At 62.3% G+C, this 15,245-nt stretch carries 15 protein-coding genes; 7 read left to right on the top strand and 8 right to left on the bottom strand.

The window, feature by feature from the left end:
* Nucleotides 1-79: 79 nt before the first annotated feature.
* On the top strand, nucleotides 80-1,051 hold the full coding sequence (locus LB547_RS19280) for an AraC family transcriptional regulator (protein WP_224655822.1): 972 nt from the start codon (nucleotides 80-82) through the stop codon (nucleotides 1,049-1,051).
* A gap of 146 nt (nucleotides 1,052-1,197) precedes the next feature.
* Nucleotides 1,198-1,629 (top strand): DUF4437 domain-containing protein, encoded by a 432-nt coding sequence (locus tag LB547_RS19275; protein WP_140763296.1) that lies wholly within the window; start codon nucleotides 1,198-1,200, stop codon nucleotides 1,627-1,629.
* 328 nt (nucleotides 1,630-1,957) lie between these two features.
* Here the strand turns inward: LB547_RS19275 and LB547_RS19270 are convergent, their stop codons facing one another.
* The 7 genes from LB547_RS19270 to LB547_RS19240 all read right to left on the bottom strand — a co-directional run bounded on the left by LB547_RS19270 (nucleotide 1,958) and on the right by LB547_RS19240 (nucleotide 8,666).
* Nucleotides 1,958-3,043, bottom strand: a complete 1,086-nt coding sequence (locus tag LB547_RS19270; protein ID WP_140500400.1) for an ABC transporter ATP-binding protein — start codon at nucleotides 3,041-3,043, stop codon at nucleotides 1,958-1,960.
* A complete protein-coding gene (locus LB547_RS19265) occupies nucleotides 3,043-4,146 on the bottom strand; it encodes an ABC transporter ATP-binding protein (protein ID WP_140558332.1) in 1,104 nt (367 codons plus the stop codon). The genes LB547_RS19270 and LB547_RS19265 overlap by 1 nt, the downstream gene beginning before the upstream one ends.
* Entirely contained in the window at nucleotides 4,143-4,376 is a 234-nt protein-coding gene (locus LB547_RS19260) for a hypothetical protein (RefSeq protein WP_140500404.1), read from the bottom strand. The genes LB547_RS19265 and LB547_RS19260 overlap by 4 nt, the downstream gene beginning before the upstream one ends.
* Nucleotides 4,373-5,332 (bottom strand): carbohydrate ABC transporter permease, encoded by a 960-nt coding sequence (locus LB547_RS19255; RefSeq protein ID WP_140500406.1) that lies wholly within the window; start codon nucleotides 5,330-5,332, stop codon nucleotides 4,373-4,375. The genes LB547_RS19260 and LB547_RS19255 overlap by 4 nt, the downstream gene beginning before the upstream one ends.
* A gap of 1 nt (nucleotide 5,333) precedes the next feature.
* On the bottom strand, nucleotides 5,334-6,239 hold the full coding sequence (locus LB547_RS19250) for a carbohydrate ABC transporter permease (protein ID WP_140500408.1): 906 nt from the start codon (nucleotides 6,237-6,239) through the stop codon (nucleotides 5,334-5,336).
* 69 nt (nucleotides 6,240-6,308) lie between these two features.
* Nucleotides 6,309-7,625, bottom strand: coding sequence for an ABC transporter substrate-binding protein (locus LB547_RS19245; protein ID WP_140763299.1), 1,317 nt, complete (start codon nucleotides 7,623-7,625; stop codon nucleotides 6,309-6,311).
* A 357-nt stretch (nucleotides 7,626-7,982) separates the two neighbouring features.
* On the bottom strand, nucleotides 7,983-8,666 hold the full coding sequence (locus tag LB547_RS19240; protein ID WP_140565998.1) for a TetR/AcrR family transcriptional regulator: 684 nt from the start codon (nucleotides 8,664-8,666) through the stop codon (nucleotides 7,983-7,985).
* A gap of 121 nt (nucleotides 8,667-8,787) precedes the next feature.
* Here LB547_RS19240 and LB547_RS19235 point away from each other — a divergent pair, with 121 nt between their 5' ends.
* Genes LB547_RS19235 through LB547_RS19220 form a run of 4 tightly spaced genes read left to right on the top strand, consistent with a single transcriptional unit; the run spans nucleotide 8,788 to nucleotide 11,826 of the window.
* Nucleotides 8,788-9,984 carry a Tm-1-like ATP-binding domain-containing protein gene (locus LB547_RS19235; protein ID WP_140763302.1) on the top strand — a complete coding sequence of 399 codons (1,197 nt, stop codon included), beginning with the start codon at nucleotides 8,788-8,790 and terminating at the stop codon, nucleotides 9,982-9,984.
* A 10-nt stretch (nucleotides 9,985-9,994) separates the two neighbouring features.
* A complete protein-coding gene (locus tag LB547_RS19230; protein ID WP_140565992.1) occupies nucleotides 9,995-10,864 on the top strand; it encodes a phosphoenolpyruvate hydrolase family protein in 870 nt (289 codons plus the stop codon).
* A gap of 2 nt (nucleotides 10,865-10,866) precedes the next feature.
* The gene (locus tag LB547_RS19225) at nucleotides 10,867-11,301 is read left to right on the top strand and encodes a cupin domain-containing protein (RefSeq protein ID WP_140513811.1); all 435 of its coding nucleotides are present in this window, start codon (nucleotides 10,867-10,869) and stop codon (nucleotides 11,299-11,301) included.
* Between the two features lie 51 nt (nucleotides 11,302-11,352).
* Nucleotides 11,353-11,826 (top strand): hypothetical protein, encoded by a 474-nt coding sequence (locus LB547_RS19220; protein WP_140763305.1) that lies wholly within the window; start codon nucleotides 11,353-11,355, stop codon nucleotides 11,824-11,826.
* 123 nt (nucleotides 11,827-11,949) lie between these two features.
* Here LB547_RS19220 and LB547_RS19215 read toward each other — a convergent pair whose 3' ends face one another.
* The gene (locus tag LB547_RS19215) at nucleotides 11,950-13,137 is read right to left on the bottom strand and encodes a M24 family metallopeptidase (RefSeq protein ID WP_140513813.1); all 1,188 of its coding nucleotides are present in this window, start codon (nucleotides 13,135-13,137) and stop codon (nucleotides 11,950-11,952) included.
* 365 nt (nucleotides 13,138-13,502) lie between these two features.
* On the opposite strand from LB547_RS19215, the gene LB547_RS19210 reads away from it, so the two are divergent.
* On the top strand, nucleotides 13,503-15,113 hold the full coding sequence (locus LB547_RS19210) for an ABC transporter substrate-binding protein (protein WP_140763308.1): 1,611 nt from the start codon (nucleotides 13,503-13,505) through the stop codon (nucleotides 15,111-15,113).
* Nucleotides 15,114-15,245 lie beyond the last annotated feature (132 nt).

Genomic DNA, 15,245 nt, shown 5'->3' with positions numbered 1-15,245 from the left:
GCAATTCCGTCCGGAATTGCCCGAAGAGGTACAGCAGTTCAGCGTTTCCGTGGGACGCTGAACTGCTGTAGGAATCGGCATGGACTTGACCTCGCCCAACGACACTGTGCCGGCCCCGGGGGGTGCGTTGACCGAGATGTTGCGCGCGCTGCGCCTCGAGGGCGTCGACTATGGCCGCTGCGAACTGGGCGCGCCTTGGGCCGTGCTCTTTCCGGTGCAGAAGGCGGCGCGGTTTCACTTCATCGGCCGTGCCGGATGCTGGCTGCTTTCGCCACCAGGCGAATGGATGGAACTGAAAGCCGGCGATGCATTGCTGTTGCCGCGCGGCGCCGAGCATATCCTTGCCAGCGCACCCGGTGTACAAGCCGAACCGCTCGAAAGCTACAGCGTCGAGCCCCTGCAGGACAATGTCTACGCCGTCTCGAACGGCGGCCATGGTGCAAAAACGCTGCTGTTCTGCGGCAGCATGCACTTCAACCACGATGGCTCGCATCCACTGCTGGCCATGATGCCGGATATGCTGCGCGCGAAGGAGCTGATGGCCGGCGAGCCAGGCATCCCGCATTTGCTGGAAGCCATGGCCGACGAGGCGACGAGGAACCGGGCCGGCTCCGGCATGATGCTGGCGCGGCTGGCCGATGTATTGGCCGCAGCCATCATCCGCTCCTGGGTGGAGAACAGCGCCGGTGACATCACGGGTTGGATCTCGGCGATCAAGGATCGGGACATCGGCCGCGTGCTGGTCGCCATTCATCGGCAGCCTGACAGGAACTGGACCGTCGAAGCGCTGGCCCGCGAGATGGGCGCCTCACGGTCGGCTTTTGCCGAACGTTTCACGGCCGTCGTCGGAGAGACACCGGCAAAATATGTCGCCGGGGTACGCATGCATCAGGCAAGGCGGTGGCTCGAGGAAGAAGGGATGCGGGTGTCGGTGATCGCCGCCAGATTGGGCTACGATTCGGAAGCGTCGTTCAGCCGGGCCTTCAAGCGCATCGTCGGCAGCGCGCCCAGCCATTTGCGCGCCGCGGGCGGCGCCTCGGGAAAAGGCTAAATCAACGCTGTTTGCAGTGGCGATTTCCGGCCTGGATGAATTGCCAAGTGTTCCGGACAGAATGCCATTCCCGGCTTGGCCATTTGCAATAGCTTGTCATCCAACAGACGAGCGCTGGCGGCAAGTCGGCCCGAAGAGGAGAAGCGATGCCAAATCACTTAAAGATCCTGACGCTGGCCGCAATGCTCACTATCCCCGGCCGTGCCTTCGCCCTTGAGGACAGCTATCTGCCGGCCAGCAAGATTCCCTATGTTTCTGAGGCGCCGGACCAACCGCAGCGTCTCGGACCGCTATGGGGAGAAAGGGCCAAGGGCCCCGCGGGTACCTTGCTGAAAGTCCCGGGCAACTGGCACGCCCCTGTTCATGCGCACACCGCCGATTATCGCGCCGTGGTGATCCAGGGCCTATGGGCGCACTGGCAGATGGAAGGCGGCGAGGCGAGCAAGGTCGAGCTGCCTCCCGGATCCTACTGGACCCAGAAGGCCAATGAGATGCATGACGACGCCTGCCTCTCGGACACGGAATGCGTGATCCTGCTGATCAACACCGAGCCCTATGAGACCTACCTGCCGAAGTAGAGGTGCGGGACGGCTGTCCGGCCGACATTGCTGCGGGGGCTCAGAACTCGGGTTGACAAGACCTGACCACAGCCGGTCCCGCTGTGCCAGTTTCCCATGATAGGAATTTTTTCTTGACTGGGTGAAGGCAACTATGGTAGATATTTGGTTATGGTGCTGAGTTGCGCCAGGGACCCGCCGCACAGGCGGGTTTTTCCGTTCAATGCTTCATCAACAGCGCACCGACGAAGGCTCCGGAGGGACCCGTTAACCCGGATTCCTTGCCCTGCCGCAAGGCGGGCTTTTTGTTTAGGGCGCTGTCCGGAACATCGCATTCGCGATATTCGCCTCATCCGGCGTGCCGCAAACTCACGCCGCTGCCCTTGTCGAACAGCACCACCTTGTCCGGATTCCAGGCAAAGCGCACCGGCTGCTCGATCGCGACATCGGTCCGCGCCGGCACCGTGGCGCGCAGCGTGGTCTCGCCCACGCGCAGCGTCAGGATCTTTTCCACGCCATGGTTTTCGACGTCGTGGACGCGCGCCTCGACCGGCGCACCGCTCTCGAGATAGACGTCCTCGGGGCGGATGCCGAAGACGAGCGGGCGACCGTCGGTCGCCGCACTCGCCTTGGCTCCCCCTGAAAGCGGCAATTCGAAATTCAGCGGCGCCATGACCGCACGATCGTTGACCACCCTGCCGTCGATGAGGTTCATCGGCGGCGAGCCCACGAAGCTCGCCACATAGGTGTCGCGCGGATTGTTGTAGATCTCATGCGGCGTGCCGGTCTGGACGATGCGGCCATGGTTGAGCACGCCCACCTTGTCGCCCATGGACATCGCCTCGATCTGGTCGTGGGTGACGAACAGGAAGGTGGCGCCGAGCTGCATCTGCAGGTTCTTCAGTTCCGTGCGCAGCGCCTCGCGCAGCTTGGCGTCGAGCGCCGACAGCGGCTCGTCCATCAGGAACACGCGCGGCTTGCGCACGATGGCCCGGCCGATCGAGACGCGCTGCATCTCGCCGCCCGACAGCCGGTCGGTCTTGCGGTCGAGCAGATGCTCGATCCTGAGCGTCCGCGCCGCGCGATCGACGCGGTCCTTGATTTCGGCGTCGGGCAGCCGCCGGATCTTCGGCTTCAGCGGGAATTCGAGGTTTTCGCGCACCGTATAGCGCGGGTAGAGCGAATATTGCTGTAGCACCAGCGCCACGTCGCGCTCCGCGGCGCCCCAGTCGGCAACGTCGATCCCGTCGATGAAGACCTGGCCCTCGCTCGGCCTTTCCAGTCCGGCGATCAGCCGCAGCGTCGTTGTCTTGCCCGCGCCCGTCTCGCCGAGCAGGACGAAGAACTCGCCATCGGCGATGTCGAGGTCGAGCCCGGTCAGGGCCGTGTGATTGCCGAACGTCTTGGAGATGTTCTTGAGCTGGATATGGGCCATCAGAGTCTCACTCCGAGCGACTTGCCGCTCGCCGCGTCGAAGAAATGCGCCTGTGTCGGATCGATCCTGGCGAACACCCTCTCGCCGGGACCTGAAATGAAGCCGCTCTTGGTGCGGGCGCGCAGCATCTTGGAGCCGACTTTCAGGTCGACGATGTCGAACGAGCCGAGCGGCTCGACGATCTGCGTCTCGACCGCCATGAAGCCCTCCGCCGCCTCACGGCTGATGAGGACGCCTTCCGGCCTGATGCCGAGTGCCAGCCGGCCGCCCGCATGGCCGTTCAGCTTCGACAGGAGCGCGCGCGGGAATTCGAAACCGGTTGGCGCATCGCCCACCGTCACCGAGGCCGACGAGGCTTTTTCGGCCACCGCCGCGTCGGCCACGTTCATCACCGGACTGCCGACGAATTGCGCGACGAAGAGGTTGGCCGGGTGCGAATAGACCTCGTCGGGGGAGCCGACCTGCTGGAGAACCCCCTCATGCATGATGACGATGCGATCGGCGAGGCTCATCGCCTCGATCTGGTCATGGGTGACGTAGATGGTGGTCGAGCCTTGCTTGATGTGCAGCCGCTTGATCTCGGCCCGCATCTCCTCGCGCAGCTTGGCGTCGAGCGCGCCGATCGGCTCGTCCATCAGCATCGCTTTCGGCCGCCGCACCAGTGCCCGGCCGATCGCCACGCGCTGCATGTCGCCGCCCGACAGCGCCGACGGTTTCTTGCCGAGCAGGTCCGTGATTTGCAGCGTCTTGGCGACCGAGCGAACTTCCTGGTCGATTTCGCTCTTGCTCTTTCGCGTGGCGCGCAAGGGAAAGGCGATGTTCTCGTAGACGCTCATATGCGGGTACAGCGAGAACGACTGGAAGACCATGGCGATGTCGCGATCGGCGGCCTTCAGATGCTGGATGGGCTTGCCGTCGATGAGGATGTCGCCCTCGTCGATCGTCTCCAGCCCGGCAATGGCGCGCAGCGTCGTCGTCTTTCCACAGCCCGACTGGCCGAGCAGCACGATGAACTCGTTGTCTTCGATCCTGAGGTTGAGGTCCTTGATGACCTGGACGGCGCCGAAGAACTTCTGGACGCCGCGAAGCTCGATCTGGGTCAATGCTGCGCTCCCGGATTTCGCTGCGGATCGCCTGACTGGCCGGTCCCGGCTTCCTCTTGCGGTGCGATCTTGGAGGTGATGTTGAAGCCGATCAGGCCGATCAGGATGATGGTCAGCCCATAGCTGTGCAGCAGCAAGCTCCAGGGCTGGCATAGCGCAATGATGCCGAGCACCATCAGCACCTGGCTGCCTGGTTCCAGATATTTCTGGTTGATGGCGCGAAAGCTCATTTGCGGATCGCTCCGAAGGACATGCCGCGCAACAGGTGATTACGAAGCAGGAAGGTGAAGATGGCGACAGGAAGCAGGAACAGGAAAGTGCCGGCGGCGATCACCGTCCAGTCCGGCAGCCCGGAGCCGACCTGGCTCGGGATGAACGGCGGTGCCGTCTGGGCGCGGCGATTGGTCATGATCAGCGCGAAGGCATATTCGTTCCATGCCGTGATGAAGCAGAACACGGCCGTGGCGGCGATGCCGGTGGCGGCTTCGGGCAGCACGATCTTGAAGAAGGCTTCCATGCGCGTATAGCCGTCGACGAGCGCCGCTTCCTCGTACTCCTTCGGGATCTCGTCCATGAAACCCTTCATCAGCCAAACCGAGAAGGACAGGTTGAAGGCGGTGTAGAGGATGATCAGCCCGATATGGGAATCGTTGAGGCCGACCGCCCGGTACATCAGGAACATCGGGATCGCCACCACCACGGGCGGCAGCATGCGGGTCGACAGGATGAAGAACAAAAGGTCCGCCTCGCCTTTGACCCTGAAGCGCGAGAAGCCATAGGCGGTGAACGTACCCATGCCGACCGCCAGCACCGTCGAGGTGATCGCGACGATCAGCGAATTCATGAAACGGTTCGGATAGCCCGACCATTGCACCTGGCCCTTGCCGTCGCGCACGATCTTTTCGCCGCCGTCGAAGACGACGCGTTCCCACCAGGGCGCCGCCGCATATTCTTCCGGCGAAGGCGGGCTGCGCAATTGCGAGCGCTTGGTGAACAGCTTCACGAAGGGCGATATCTCCGGCTGGAACACGACCGTCGGCGGGATGGTGGTGGCAAGATTGCGCGGCTTGAACGCCGTCGAGGCGATCCAGTAAATCGGCGCCAGGAAGATCACTGTCGCCACCAGCACGGCGACGATTGCGACGCGGTTGAGGGCGATCTCGGAAGAAGTGCGGACGGCGGCCATCTCAGCGCTCCTTCACTTTGTTGAGATATTTGACGTAGATGTTGGTGATGGCCAGCACCATGATCAGCACGATGTAGGCGAGCGCGCAGGAGCGCCCGGTCTGCCATTCCTGGAACGCCATCTTGTAGAGCCGGATCGAGATCAGTTCAGCCGTCGGCTGGGTGGTCAGGATGTAGGCCAGATCGAAGGTCTTGAACGCTTCCATGGTGCGGAAGATGACGGCGATCATGAGGATCGGCGCGACCAGCGGCAAGGTGATGCGGAAGAAGGTGTAGAACGGACCGGCGCGGTCGATAGCGGCGGCTTCGTAGAGGTGCTTCGGCACCGCCGAGAGGCCGGCCAGCGACAGCAGCATGACGAAGGGCGACCACATCCAGATGTCGGTCAGCGCCACCGCGTAGAGCGCCATCTTGGGGTCGGCCAGCCACTCGAAATTGCCAAGCCCGAGCGCATAGTTGATGACGCCCCATGACGGATCGTAGAGTAGTTTCCAGAACAGGCCGACGACGGCCATCGACAGCATCATCGGCAGCAGCAGCAGGGTCGTCAGCAGCCCCTTCAGCGGGATGTCGCGGTTGAGCAGCATCGCCACGCCGAAGCCGACCAGCAACTGTCCGGCGACCGAGATGATCACGTATTTGGCGGTGATGGCGAAGTTGGACCAGACATAGGGGTCGCTGAGCAGGTCGCGGTAGTTCTGCAACCCGACGAAATTCGCCGGCGCGTTGGTCGAGGCGCGGAAATCGGTGAAGGAATAGCCGAGCGAATAGATCAGCGGAAAGATGTTGAAGACGATCAGGAACAGGATCGTCGGGATGATGAAAAGATTGCGGATCGAAATATCGCTAAGGCCACGCGCGGCCGCGCGTGAAGATCTGTCCAGCGTGGTGATCATCGTGGTCGCCAAGACCCTGCTCCCGCTTGAAGAAAAAGAAACGGAGGAGGCATGAGCGCCCCCTCCGTGGGACATGAACGATTATTGGCCGCGGCCGTATTTCTTAAAAGTCGCGTTCCAGTCGGCGGCCAGTGCGTCGAGCGTTTCCTTGGCGGTGCCTTCGCCGCCGATCATGTAGGGATAGACGCGCTGGTTGAGCTGCTGGAGCAGTTCGGCATATTCCGGCACCGCCCAGAAATCCTTCACCTTGAACATGGTCTCGTAGAAGGCCTTGTTGTAGGGCGTCGCATTCTGGAACTCTTCGGACTTGAGCACGGCTGCGCTGCAGGTGTAGCCGCCGAGTGCCGCCCACTTCTTCTGGGTCTCGTCCTTGATGAACCATTCGAGGAACTTCATCGCCTCGTCCTGCTTCTGCGAGTAGGAGACGACGGAGATGCCCTGGCCACCGAGTGCGGCGAACTGGTCGCCGTTCGGCCCGGGAGGATTGGCGAAGAAGCCGGTGTTCTTGGCGTTCGGGTTCGACGCCTCGTTGATCAGCGAGGGGAAGAACGCGAAGTAGTTCATGCTCATCGCGGCCAGGTTTTCGGTGATCGCCTGGTTGTCCTCGACGAAGAACGACTTGGCCCAGCCCGGAGGCGTGAACTCGTAGAGCTCCTTATAGGCGTCGAGTGCGGCGACAGCCTTATCGGAGTTGATGAAACCGTCGACCTTGTAGGTCGAATAGTCACCCAGTTCGCCGCCATAGGAGAACAGCGCGTTCTCGAAGCCCATCGCCATCGCGTCATAGGAATTGTCGGTGTAGATGGCGATGCCGTATCTCTTCTGGTCCGGCCGGTGGAAGAATTCGGCGATGTCGCGCAGCGCCTTGAAATCCTTCGGCACGTCGAGGTCGTAGCCGTATTTGGCCTTGAAGGCTTCCTTCTCCTTGGGATCCTCGAACCAGTCCTTGCGATAGGACCAGCCGACGGCGTCGCCTTCGAGCGGGATGGCCCAGTACTTGCCGCTGTTGCCGGGATATTCGGCGTAGTACTTCACTGTCGCCGGCGCCATCACCTCGCCGAGCTTGTGCTTGTTGAAGAAGTCGGTGAGGTCGACATAGTGGCCACCGGTCGAGCCGGCGCCGAGCCACTGCGAGTCGCCGACGACCAGGTCGTAGGCATCGCCATGAGCGTTGAACTCGGTGAAGGCCTTGGTCTGGAAGTCGGCCCAAGGCGTGGTCTCCACCGTGATCTTGACGCCGGTTTCCTTCTCGTACTCGTTGCCGAGTTCCTGGAGGTAGTTGGCAGGATCCCATTCCGCCCAGAAGATGGTGAGCGATTTGTCCTGGGCGTAGACGGATGTTCCGCAGGCAAGTGTCAAGCCGATACCAGCAAGCAAGCTGGTCACTATCTTGCGCATGATGTTTCCTCCCTTGTGCGCATTCTACCGTATCAAGCGAACCGGCAAACGGGGCCGGCCCTGGTAGTTCCTCCCTTGGTCGCGCCTTCCGGTTTGGAGCCTCCTCGCCCGTCCGGAAATGGATCGCAGCCCTCACTTTCGATCCGCTTTTCTCCTTTGATCTGGTATTACCAATTTTGAAGCTCCGTCAAGCCCTTTCTTGAGCAATGGTGACAGCTCGAAGTCTCGAATTCCAGCCTTATCTGCCTGTTTTTCCTAAATTTTCCTACTCATTGATAGACATCGGCCTTGTTCATGCTTCAGCATTGCGGTTAATATCGGCAACCAGTATGCAAATCTGGTAGAACCAGATACCTGCTATTTCGTGACCCTTGTTGGTTCGATCGCTTGTGCTTCGGAGACTGATTCCGCGATCGCCGCGCGCACCAGGGCGACCGCCGCCCACTGGGCAACGGACATCGTCCGGCGACCGTCCAGTCCCCAGATGTCCTTCAGCACGATAAGCACCTCGACGCCGAAGATCAGCGACAGCGCCTGCGCCAGCCGCTTGAGGTCGCGCGGCGGCAGCCGGCCCTTGAGCGGAGCGAGCGCGTCCTGAAGCAATTCGACGCGGTGGCCCCGCTTGAAGGCCGGTTCGCTTCCCAAAGTACCGGCCTGGCGCCGCGCCCACTGATCGAGCGACAGTTTCAATGCCGCCTTGAAGGTCGCCTCGAAAGCCTCGATGCGCGGCATGGCCGTGTCGAAGAGCTCGGCAACGCGGCGCTCGGCATCGGCAGAGGTGGATTTCCAGGTGAGGATCGGCCCGAGCCCCTCGTTAACCACTGCCTGCACCAGTGCCGCCTGGCTCGGAAAATACCGGTAGGCGGTGGCGCGGGACACCTGCGCCGCCTCGGCAACCTCGCTGACCGAAGGTGTTGCGCCTGCCTGCATCAGCCTCGTCGCCGTCTCCAGCATCAGCCGTTTCGTGCGCGCGCGGGGTCCACGCTCTGGTCCCCCGGCGGTGTCGTCGCTTGCTGCGGCTTGTTGACGTGAGACATCCATACCAATATGATACGCGCGTCTCAAAAAATTGCAATGACCTCCTCGTTTTCGGAATGGCTAGGTTGACGCTCTGTAGAGCACTGAGCCTCTGGGTGACTTGGACCGGCAGAGGGAGGCATCGATGAAGCGCATTTATGTGGTGGGCACCGCGGACACCAAGGGTGAGGAACTCGCCTTCCTGGCCGACGCGATCGCCGCCACGGGTGCCGCTGTCTGCCGGGTCGACGTCGGAACGCGCGCCGCGAGCGTGCCGGTCGACATTGCCGCTGGGGATGTGGCAGGCCACCATCCCGGCGGGCGAGACGCGGTGCTCGCCGGCGACGACCGCGGCGCTGCGGTCGCCGCCATGGGCATCGCCTTCGCTCGCTTTGCCCAATCGCGAAACGACATTGCCGCCATGATCGGCATCGGCGGCGGCGGCGGCACGTCGATCGTCACCGCAGGCATGCGCACGCTGCCGCTCGGCCTGCCCAAGATCATGGTTTCGACGCTCGCTTCCGGCGACACCGCGCCCTATGTCGACATCTCGGACATCATCATGATGCCATCGGTGACCGACATGGCCGGGCTGAACCAGCTCTCGCGTGTCGTTCTGCACAATGCGGCCCAGGCGATATCGGGCATGGCCGCCGGACCGCCGCCGCCGCCCGAGGGCAAGCCGTCGATCGGCCTCACCATGTTCGGCGTCACCACGCCCTGCGTGACGGCAATCGCGGATCAGCTCCGTTCGACCTATGACTGCATGGTGTTTCACGCCACCGGCACCGGCGGCCGCAGCATGGAAAAACTGGCCGACAGCGGCTTGCTGTCCGGCGTCATCGACATCACCACCACTGAGGTCTGCGATCTCCTGTTCGGCGGCGTGCTGCCGGCGACGGAGGATCGTTTCGGTGCCGTTGCCCGCACCGGCCTGCCTTATGTCGGCTCGGTCGGCGCGCTCGACATGGTCAATTTCTGGGCGCCTGCGACCATTCCGGACCCTTATCGCGGGCGGCTGTTCTACGAGCACAACCCGAACGTCACGCTGATGCGCACGACGGCGCAGGAATGCCGCAAGATCGGCGAGTGGATCGGCACAAGGCTCGCCCGCTGCAAGGGGCCCGTGCATTTCCTTGTCCCGGAGAAAGGCGTCTCGGCGCTCGACATCGAAGGCGGCGCCTTCTTCGACCCGCAAGCCGATGCCGCCCTGTTCGAAGCCATTGAGCGCACGATTAAGCCGAACGCGACGCGCCGGCTGACACGCCTGCCGCTGCACATCAATGATCCCCGATTCGCCAAGGCCGCGGTCGCGGCTTTCCTCGAAATCGCCAGACAGTGAGATCCAAGACATGCCGGCAATACCGCGCAAGGACATACTGAAGAAATTCAGGGGGATGATCGACAAGGGCGTGCCGATCGTCGGCGGCGGCGCTGGCACCGGCCTGTCGGCCAAGGCCGAAGAGGCCGGCGGCATCGACCTCATCATCATCTACAATTCCGGCCGCTACCGCATGGCCGGTCGCGGCTCGGCCGCCGGCCTGCTTGCCTATGGCAATGCCAATGAGATCGTCAAGGAGATGGCCTACGAGGTGCTGCCGGTGGTCAGGAAGACGCCGGTGCTGGCTGGTGTCAACGGCACCGATCCGTTCGTCATCATGCCGCTGCTGCTCTCCGAGCTGAAGACGATGGGTTTTTCCGGGGTGCAGAATTTCCCCACCATCGGCCTGTTCGACGGCAGCATGCGACAGAGCTTCGAGGAGACAGGCATGGGTTTTGGGCTCGAGGTCGACATGATCGCCGAAGCCCGCAAGCTCGATCTTCTGACCACGCCCTATGTCTTCAACCCGGACGAGGCGCGCGCCATGACCAGGGCCGGCGCCGATATCGTCGTGGCTCATATGGGCGTGACGACGGGGGGCTCGATCGGCGCCACCTCTGCCAAGTCGCTCGACGACTGCGTGGTCGTCATCGACGCGATCGCCGAAGCGGCCCGTTCGGTGCGCAAGGATGTCATCCTGCTTTGCCATGGCGGGCCGATCTCGATGCCGGACGACGCCCGCTATATCCTCGAACGCTGCAAGGGGCTGCACGGCTTCTATGGCGCGAGCTCGATGGAGCGGCTGCCGGCGGAAGCGGCGATCGCCCGGCAGACCGCCGATTTCAAGGCCGTCACGCTTGGCGGCCTGAAGACGACCACGAAGAAAAAGAAGGGATCATGAGAATGACCGACAAGAGCAAGGTGTTCGTCTACCCGAAGGATGTCGGCGCCTTCGGATTCGACTGGGGAAAATTGTCGCTGACGGTCGCTCCGGAAGTGAACGGCGCGACCCGCTTTTCCGGCGGCGTCGTCGACCTGCCCTCCGGCAAGGGCCATACCCGTCATAACCATCCGGGCGCGGAGGAAATCATCTTTGTCATTTCGGGCCATGGCGAGCAGATGGTCGAGGACGAGCAAGGCAATCCGGTGGTCGAGAAGGTCGGCCCCGGCTGCACCATTTACGTGCCGGAGAGCCGCTTCCACTCGACGCTCAACACCGGCGACGGGCCGATGCAGCTGTTCGTCGTCTATTCGCCGGCAGGGCCGGAACTGGGATTGCGCGAACTGCCGGATTTCAGGTTGCTGCCGGCCGGGAACTCCCCTCGCTCGCGACTTTGAGGCGCCCTTCCGATATGCTATCGTCCAGCATGCCTCCTTGAGAGAGAAGCGATGACGCGTTTCAGTCCCCAGGAATTCGTGGAAAAGCTCGCAACGGGCAGCCTGCCGGACGGCAACCCGGCCATGACGGTTGGCGGTATTGTCAAGGCCAACGACGCCGACCCGTCAACGCTTCTCTTTTCGACCGATTTGTCCTGCAAATCCTGGATACCCGTGCCGCTGAGCTTGATCCAGACGGTCGAGCAGGTACGGACGGTCAACTGCAAAGACCATAAGCATCCGCTGGTCAAGATCGCTTTTACACCGCCCTCGCCGGATCAACGTGACATCAATGCCCTGCTTATGATCATGGCCGGGCTTCAGAGCCAACTCTCCTGGTTCCATCGCAACGCCAAATCCGGCAGTCCGTGGGCGTCAACGTTTGCATCCGATTGCGCCGTCGTCTCCGCATCCGAGGGGCTTACCATATGCTGCACCCAGACGATCGACGGAAGATTGGAAGTCGTCTGCACTGGAATGGTTTAGTGCCTGTCGCGCAAAAGTGACTTCTGTTTAGCGGCAACGGCAAAGCGCCGCGCATGAATTCGTTTCGACGCGACGCGCCTTAGAGACAATCGAGACCGGCACGCTCATTTGTAACGTGGCAGGTTACATGCCACCCCGGTTCCATGCCCGACCCCGATCCCCGAACATCACATAGCCGGTATCGGTAACCGCCACCGTATCCTCCAGCTTGATGAAGCCGCGCGTCGGGTGAAGCATGGTCGTCTCCACCGATAGCACCATGTTCCTCTCCAGCGGCTTGCCCGCATAGGTGCCTTCATAGGTCACCGGATGGTTGGTCATCAGGAACGGCGCCTCATGCGTGATCAGCCCCATGCCGTGAGCGAAGAAATCCGTGTAGGGCGCGACCTTGGATTTTTTCAGCACGCCTTCGGCATGGGAAATCATGTCACCACCCAGCGTACCCGCCTTTACCTTCGAGAACGCCGCCTGCTGCACCGCCTCGACCTCCGCCAGCAGGTCCTCCAACTCGGCATCCGGGTCTCCGAGAACCCCCATGCGGCAGAGGTCGCCGATATAGCCATGATAATTGCCGCCGGAATCGATCGACAGCACTTCGCCCTTCTTCCACGCTTGCGGCGACGCCGCGCGGTTGTGGCTGGAGCCCAGCGTCAGCAGGCAATATTCGAAATGCGCGCCGCGATTCGTCTCCTCGCGGCGAAGCTGTTCGATCATCTCGCTCTTGGTCGTGCCTTCGCGCGCCCATTGGATGGTGGCCAGCATGGAATCGGTGATCAGTTCGGAAGCGATACGCAGTTTCTCCAGCTCGGCCTCGGTCTTGATGGCGCGCATGCGCTCCAGCATGCCGGTGGCATCGACCAGCTTGGCGTCGGGGAGCGCTTTGCGGATCAGGGCATAGGCGTCCGACGGCAGGAAACCCGGCTCGATGCCGATGCGAGCGTCGCCCTTGCCGATCTTGCGCACATGCTCGACGGCGAGATTGGCGGCATCGAGCGTACCCCAGCAGGCGGCATGCAGCGTCGGCGTCCAGAACGGGTGGTTCTGGTGTTCGCCACCCTCCATGCGGTTGCCGATATAGGCGGCGTGGTCCGGTCCGCCTTTTTCGTAGATCACGATCGGCAGGTACCGGCTGTGGCCGATCGCATCCATGGCGGCGAAGAAGATGAACTTGTAGCCGCCGAGCAGATATTGGGTGTTGTGCTTGGAGGTCGCGAGCAGGACGTCGATATCAGCCTCTTCCATCAGGCCATCGACCCTGGCGTGGTCGAATGGGATGTCGCCGACGGCACTCTTCTCCGGAGCTATGTTCATTGTCTCTCTCCCTGAATGTCCGCGCGGATCGGCTGGATCGCCGGCTGCCCGATCCCGATAGGTCTTCCGACTTCGGGTCAAATCTGCACCATTTTCGCCCATCTGGTCCAGCCAGAAACAGGCTCGCACAGCTGAATGGCCGTCGCCGGTGCCCATAATGTGAGGTGCATCGGATGACTTGGTCTTACCAGGTCAGGTTATCGACCACTCTCCCGTAACTGGTCCAGCGAACAAAAATTTCAAAGCCACGCCACGATGCGCCATTCCGTCTCTGGCGAAAGCCACGGCAAGGCCCATAATCAAACGTGCATGGAAACGCCCGAAAGGCCTCCGTGCAAGATATGAGATAGAGGGGGAATAGGATGATGTCGGAGTTCAGGATTTCACGCCGCACGGTGCTTGCGGGCTCTGCCGTGCTTCTGGCCTCCACCGCGATGCCGGCCTTGAGCTGGGCGCAGACGCCGAAGAAGGGTGGCCGCCTGGTGCTCGCCGCCGATTCCGAGCCGCGCAACCTCAACCCGGCCATCGTCGCCTCGAATGGCGTCTTCTTCATCTCCAGCAAGATCGTCGAAACGCTGGCCGAAGCCTCCTTCGATGGCAAGGACGGGCTTGCACCACGCCTGGCGGTCAGTTGGGAAGGCGCCGCCGACGGGCTGTCGGCGACCTTCAAACTGCGCGAAGGGCTCAAATGGCATGACGGCAAGCCGTTCACCTCGGCCGACGTCGCCTTCTCGGCGCTGCAGATCTGGAAACCGCTGCAGAATCTCGGCCGCACCGTGTTCAAGGATCTGGCCGCGGTAGATACCCCTGATGAATTGACCGCCGTGTTCAAATTCGCCAAGCCGACGCCCTTCCAGCTGATCCGCAACGCTCTGCCGGCGCTGAGCAGCGTGGTGCCGAAGCACGTTTACGAAGTTGGCAAGATCGAGGACAACCCGGCCAACAACGCGCCCATCGGCACCGGCCCGTTCAAGTTCGCCGAATACAAGGCCGGCCAATACTACCGGCTGACGAAGAACACGGATTATTGGGGCAAGGGCGAGCCCTATCTCGATGAGATCATCTACCAGGTGCTGCCCGACCGCACTTCGGCGGCGAGCGCGCTGGAAGCAGGAGAGATCCAGCTCGCCGCCTTCTCCGCCGTGCCGCTGGCCGATCTTGACCGCATCTCGAAAGTGCCGGGCCTGAAGGTGATCACCAAGGGCTATGAGGGACTGACCTACCAGCTCGTCGTCGAGATCAATCACCGTCGCAAGGAGCTCGCCGACCTGAAGGTGCGCCAGGCGATCGCGCATGCCATCGACAAGGATTTCGTCGTCAAGACGGTGTTCCTCGGCTATGCCGCCGCCGCCACCGGCCCGGTGCCGAAGAACGACCCGCAGTTCTATACCGCCGACGTCCCGACCTATGCCTTCGACGTCGCCAAGGCCAATGCGCTGCTCGACGAGGCGGGTTACAAGAAGGGCGCCGACGGCAAGCGCTTTTCGCTGAAACTGTTGCCGGCTCCCTATTTCAACGAAACCAAGCAGTTCGGCGACTATCTGCGCCAGGCGCTCGCCGCCATCGGCATCGACGCCCAGCTCGTCAACAACGATTCCGCCGCGCATATCAAGGCCGTCTACACCGACCACGCTTTCGACCTCGCCGTCGGCCCGCCGGTGTTCCGCGGCGACCCGGCGATCTCGACCACCATCCTGGTGCAGAGCGGCATTCCGGACGGCGTGCCGTTCTCCAACCAGGGCGGCTACAAGAACGATGCGCTGGACGCGCTCATCGCCAAGGCGTCCGAGACGCTCGATACATCGGCCCGCACCAATCTTTACAAGGAGTTCCAGAAGGAGGTGGCCGCCGACCTGCCGCTGATCAATGTCGCCGAATGGAGCTTCATCAGCGTCGCGCGCGAGACGGTCGGCAACATCGCCAACAATCCGCGCTGGGCGGTATCGAACTGGGCGGACACATATCTGGAATCGTGACAGTATTTCGCGGATGAACGTTCGCGAAATCATCGTAGGCGTTGAGTTCTACGAGGCCCCCCTCTGTCCTGCCGGACAGAGGGCGGCGCTCAAGCGCGACATTTTGTTCAGTCGTCTCACCACCTCTTCGAC

This window comes from Mesorhizobium sp. B264B1B (assembly GCF_020165765.1).
Classification (GTDB): domain Bacteria; phylum Pseudomonadota; class Alphaproteobacteria; order Rhizobiales; family Rhizobiaceae; genus Mesorhizobium.
Note: the sequence above shows the minus strand (reverse complement) of the source record. Positions and strands in the feature narration are given on the sequence as shown.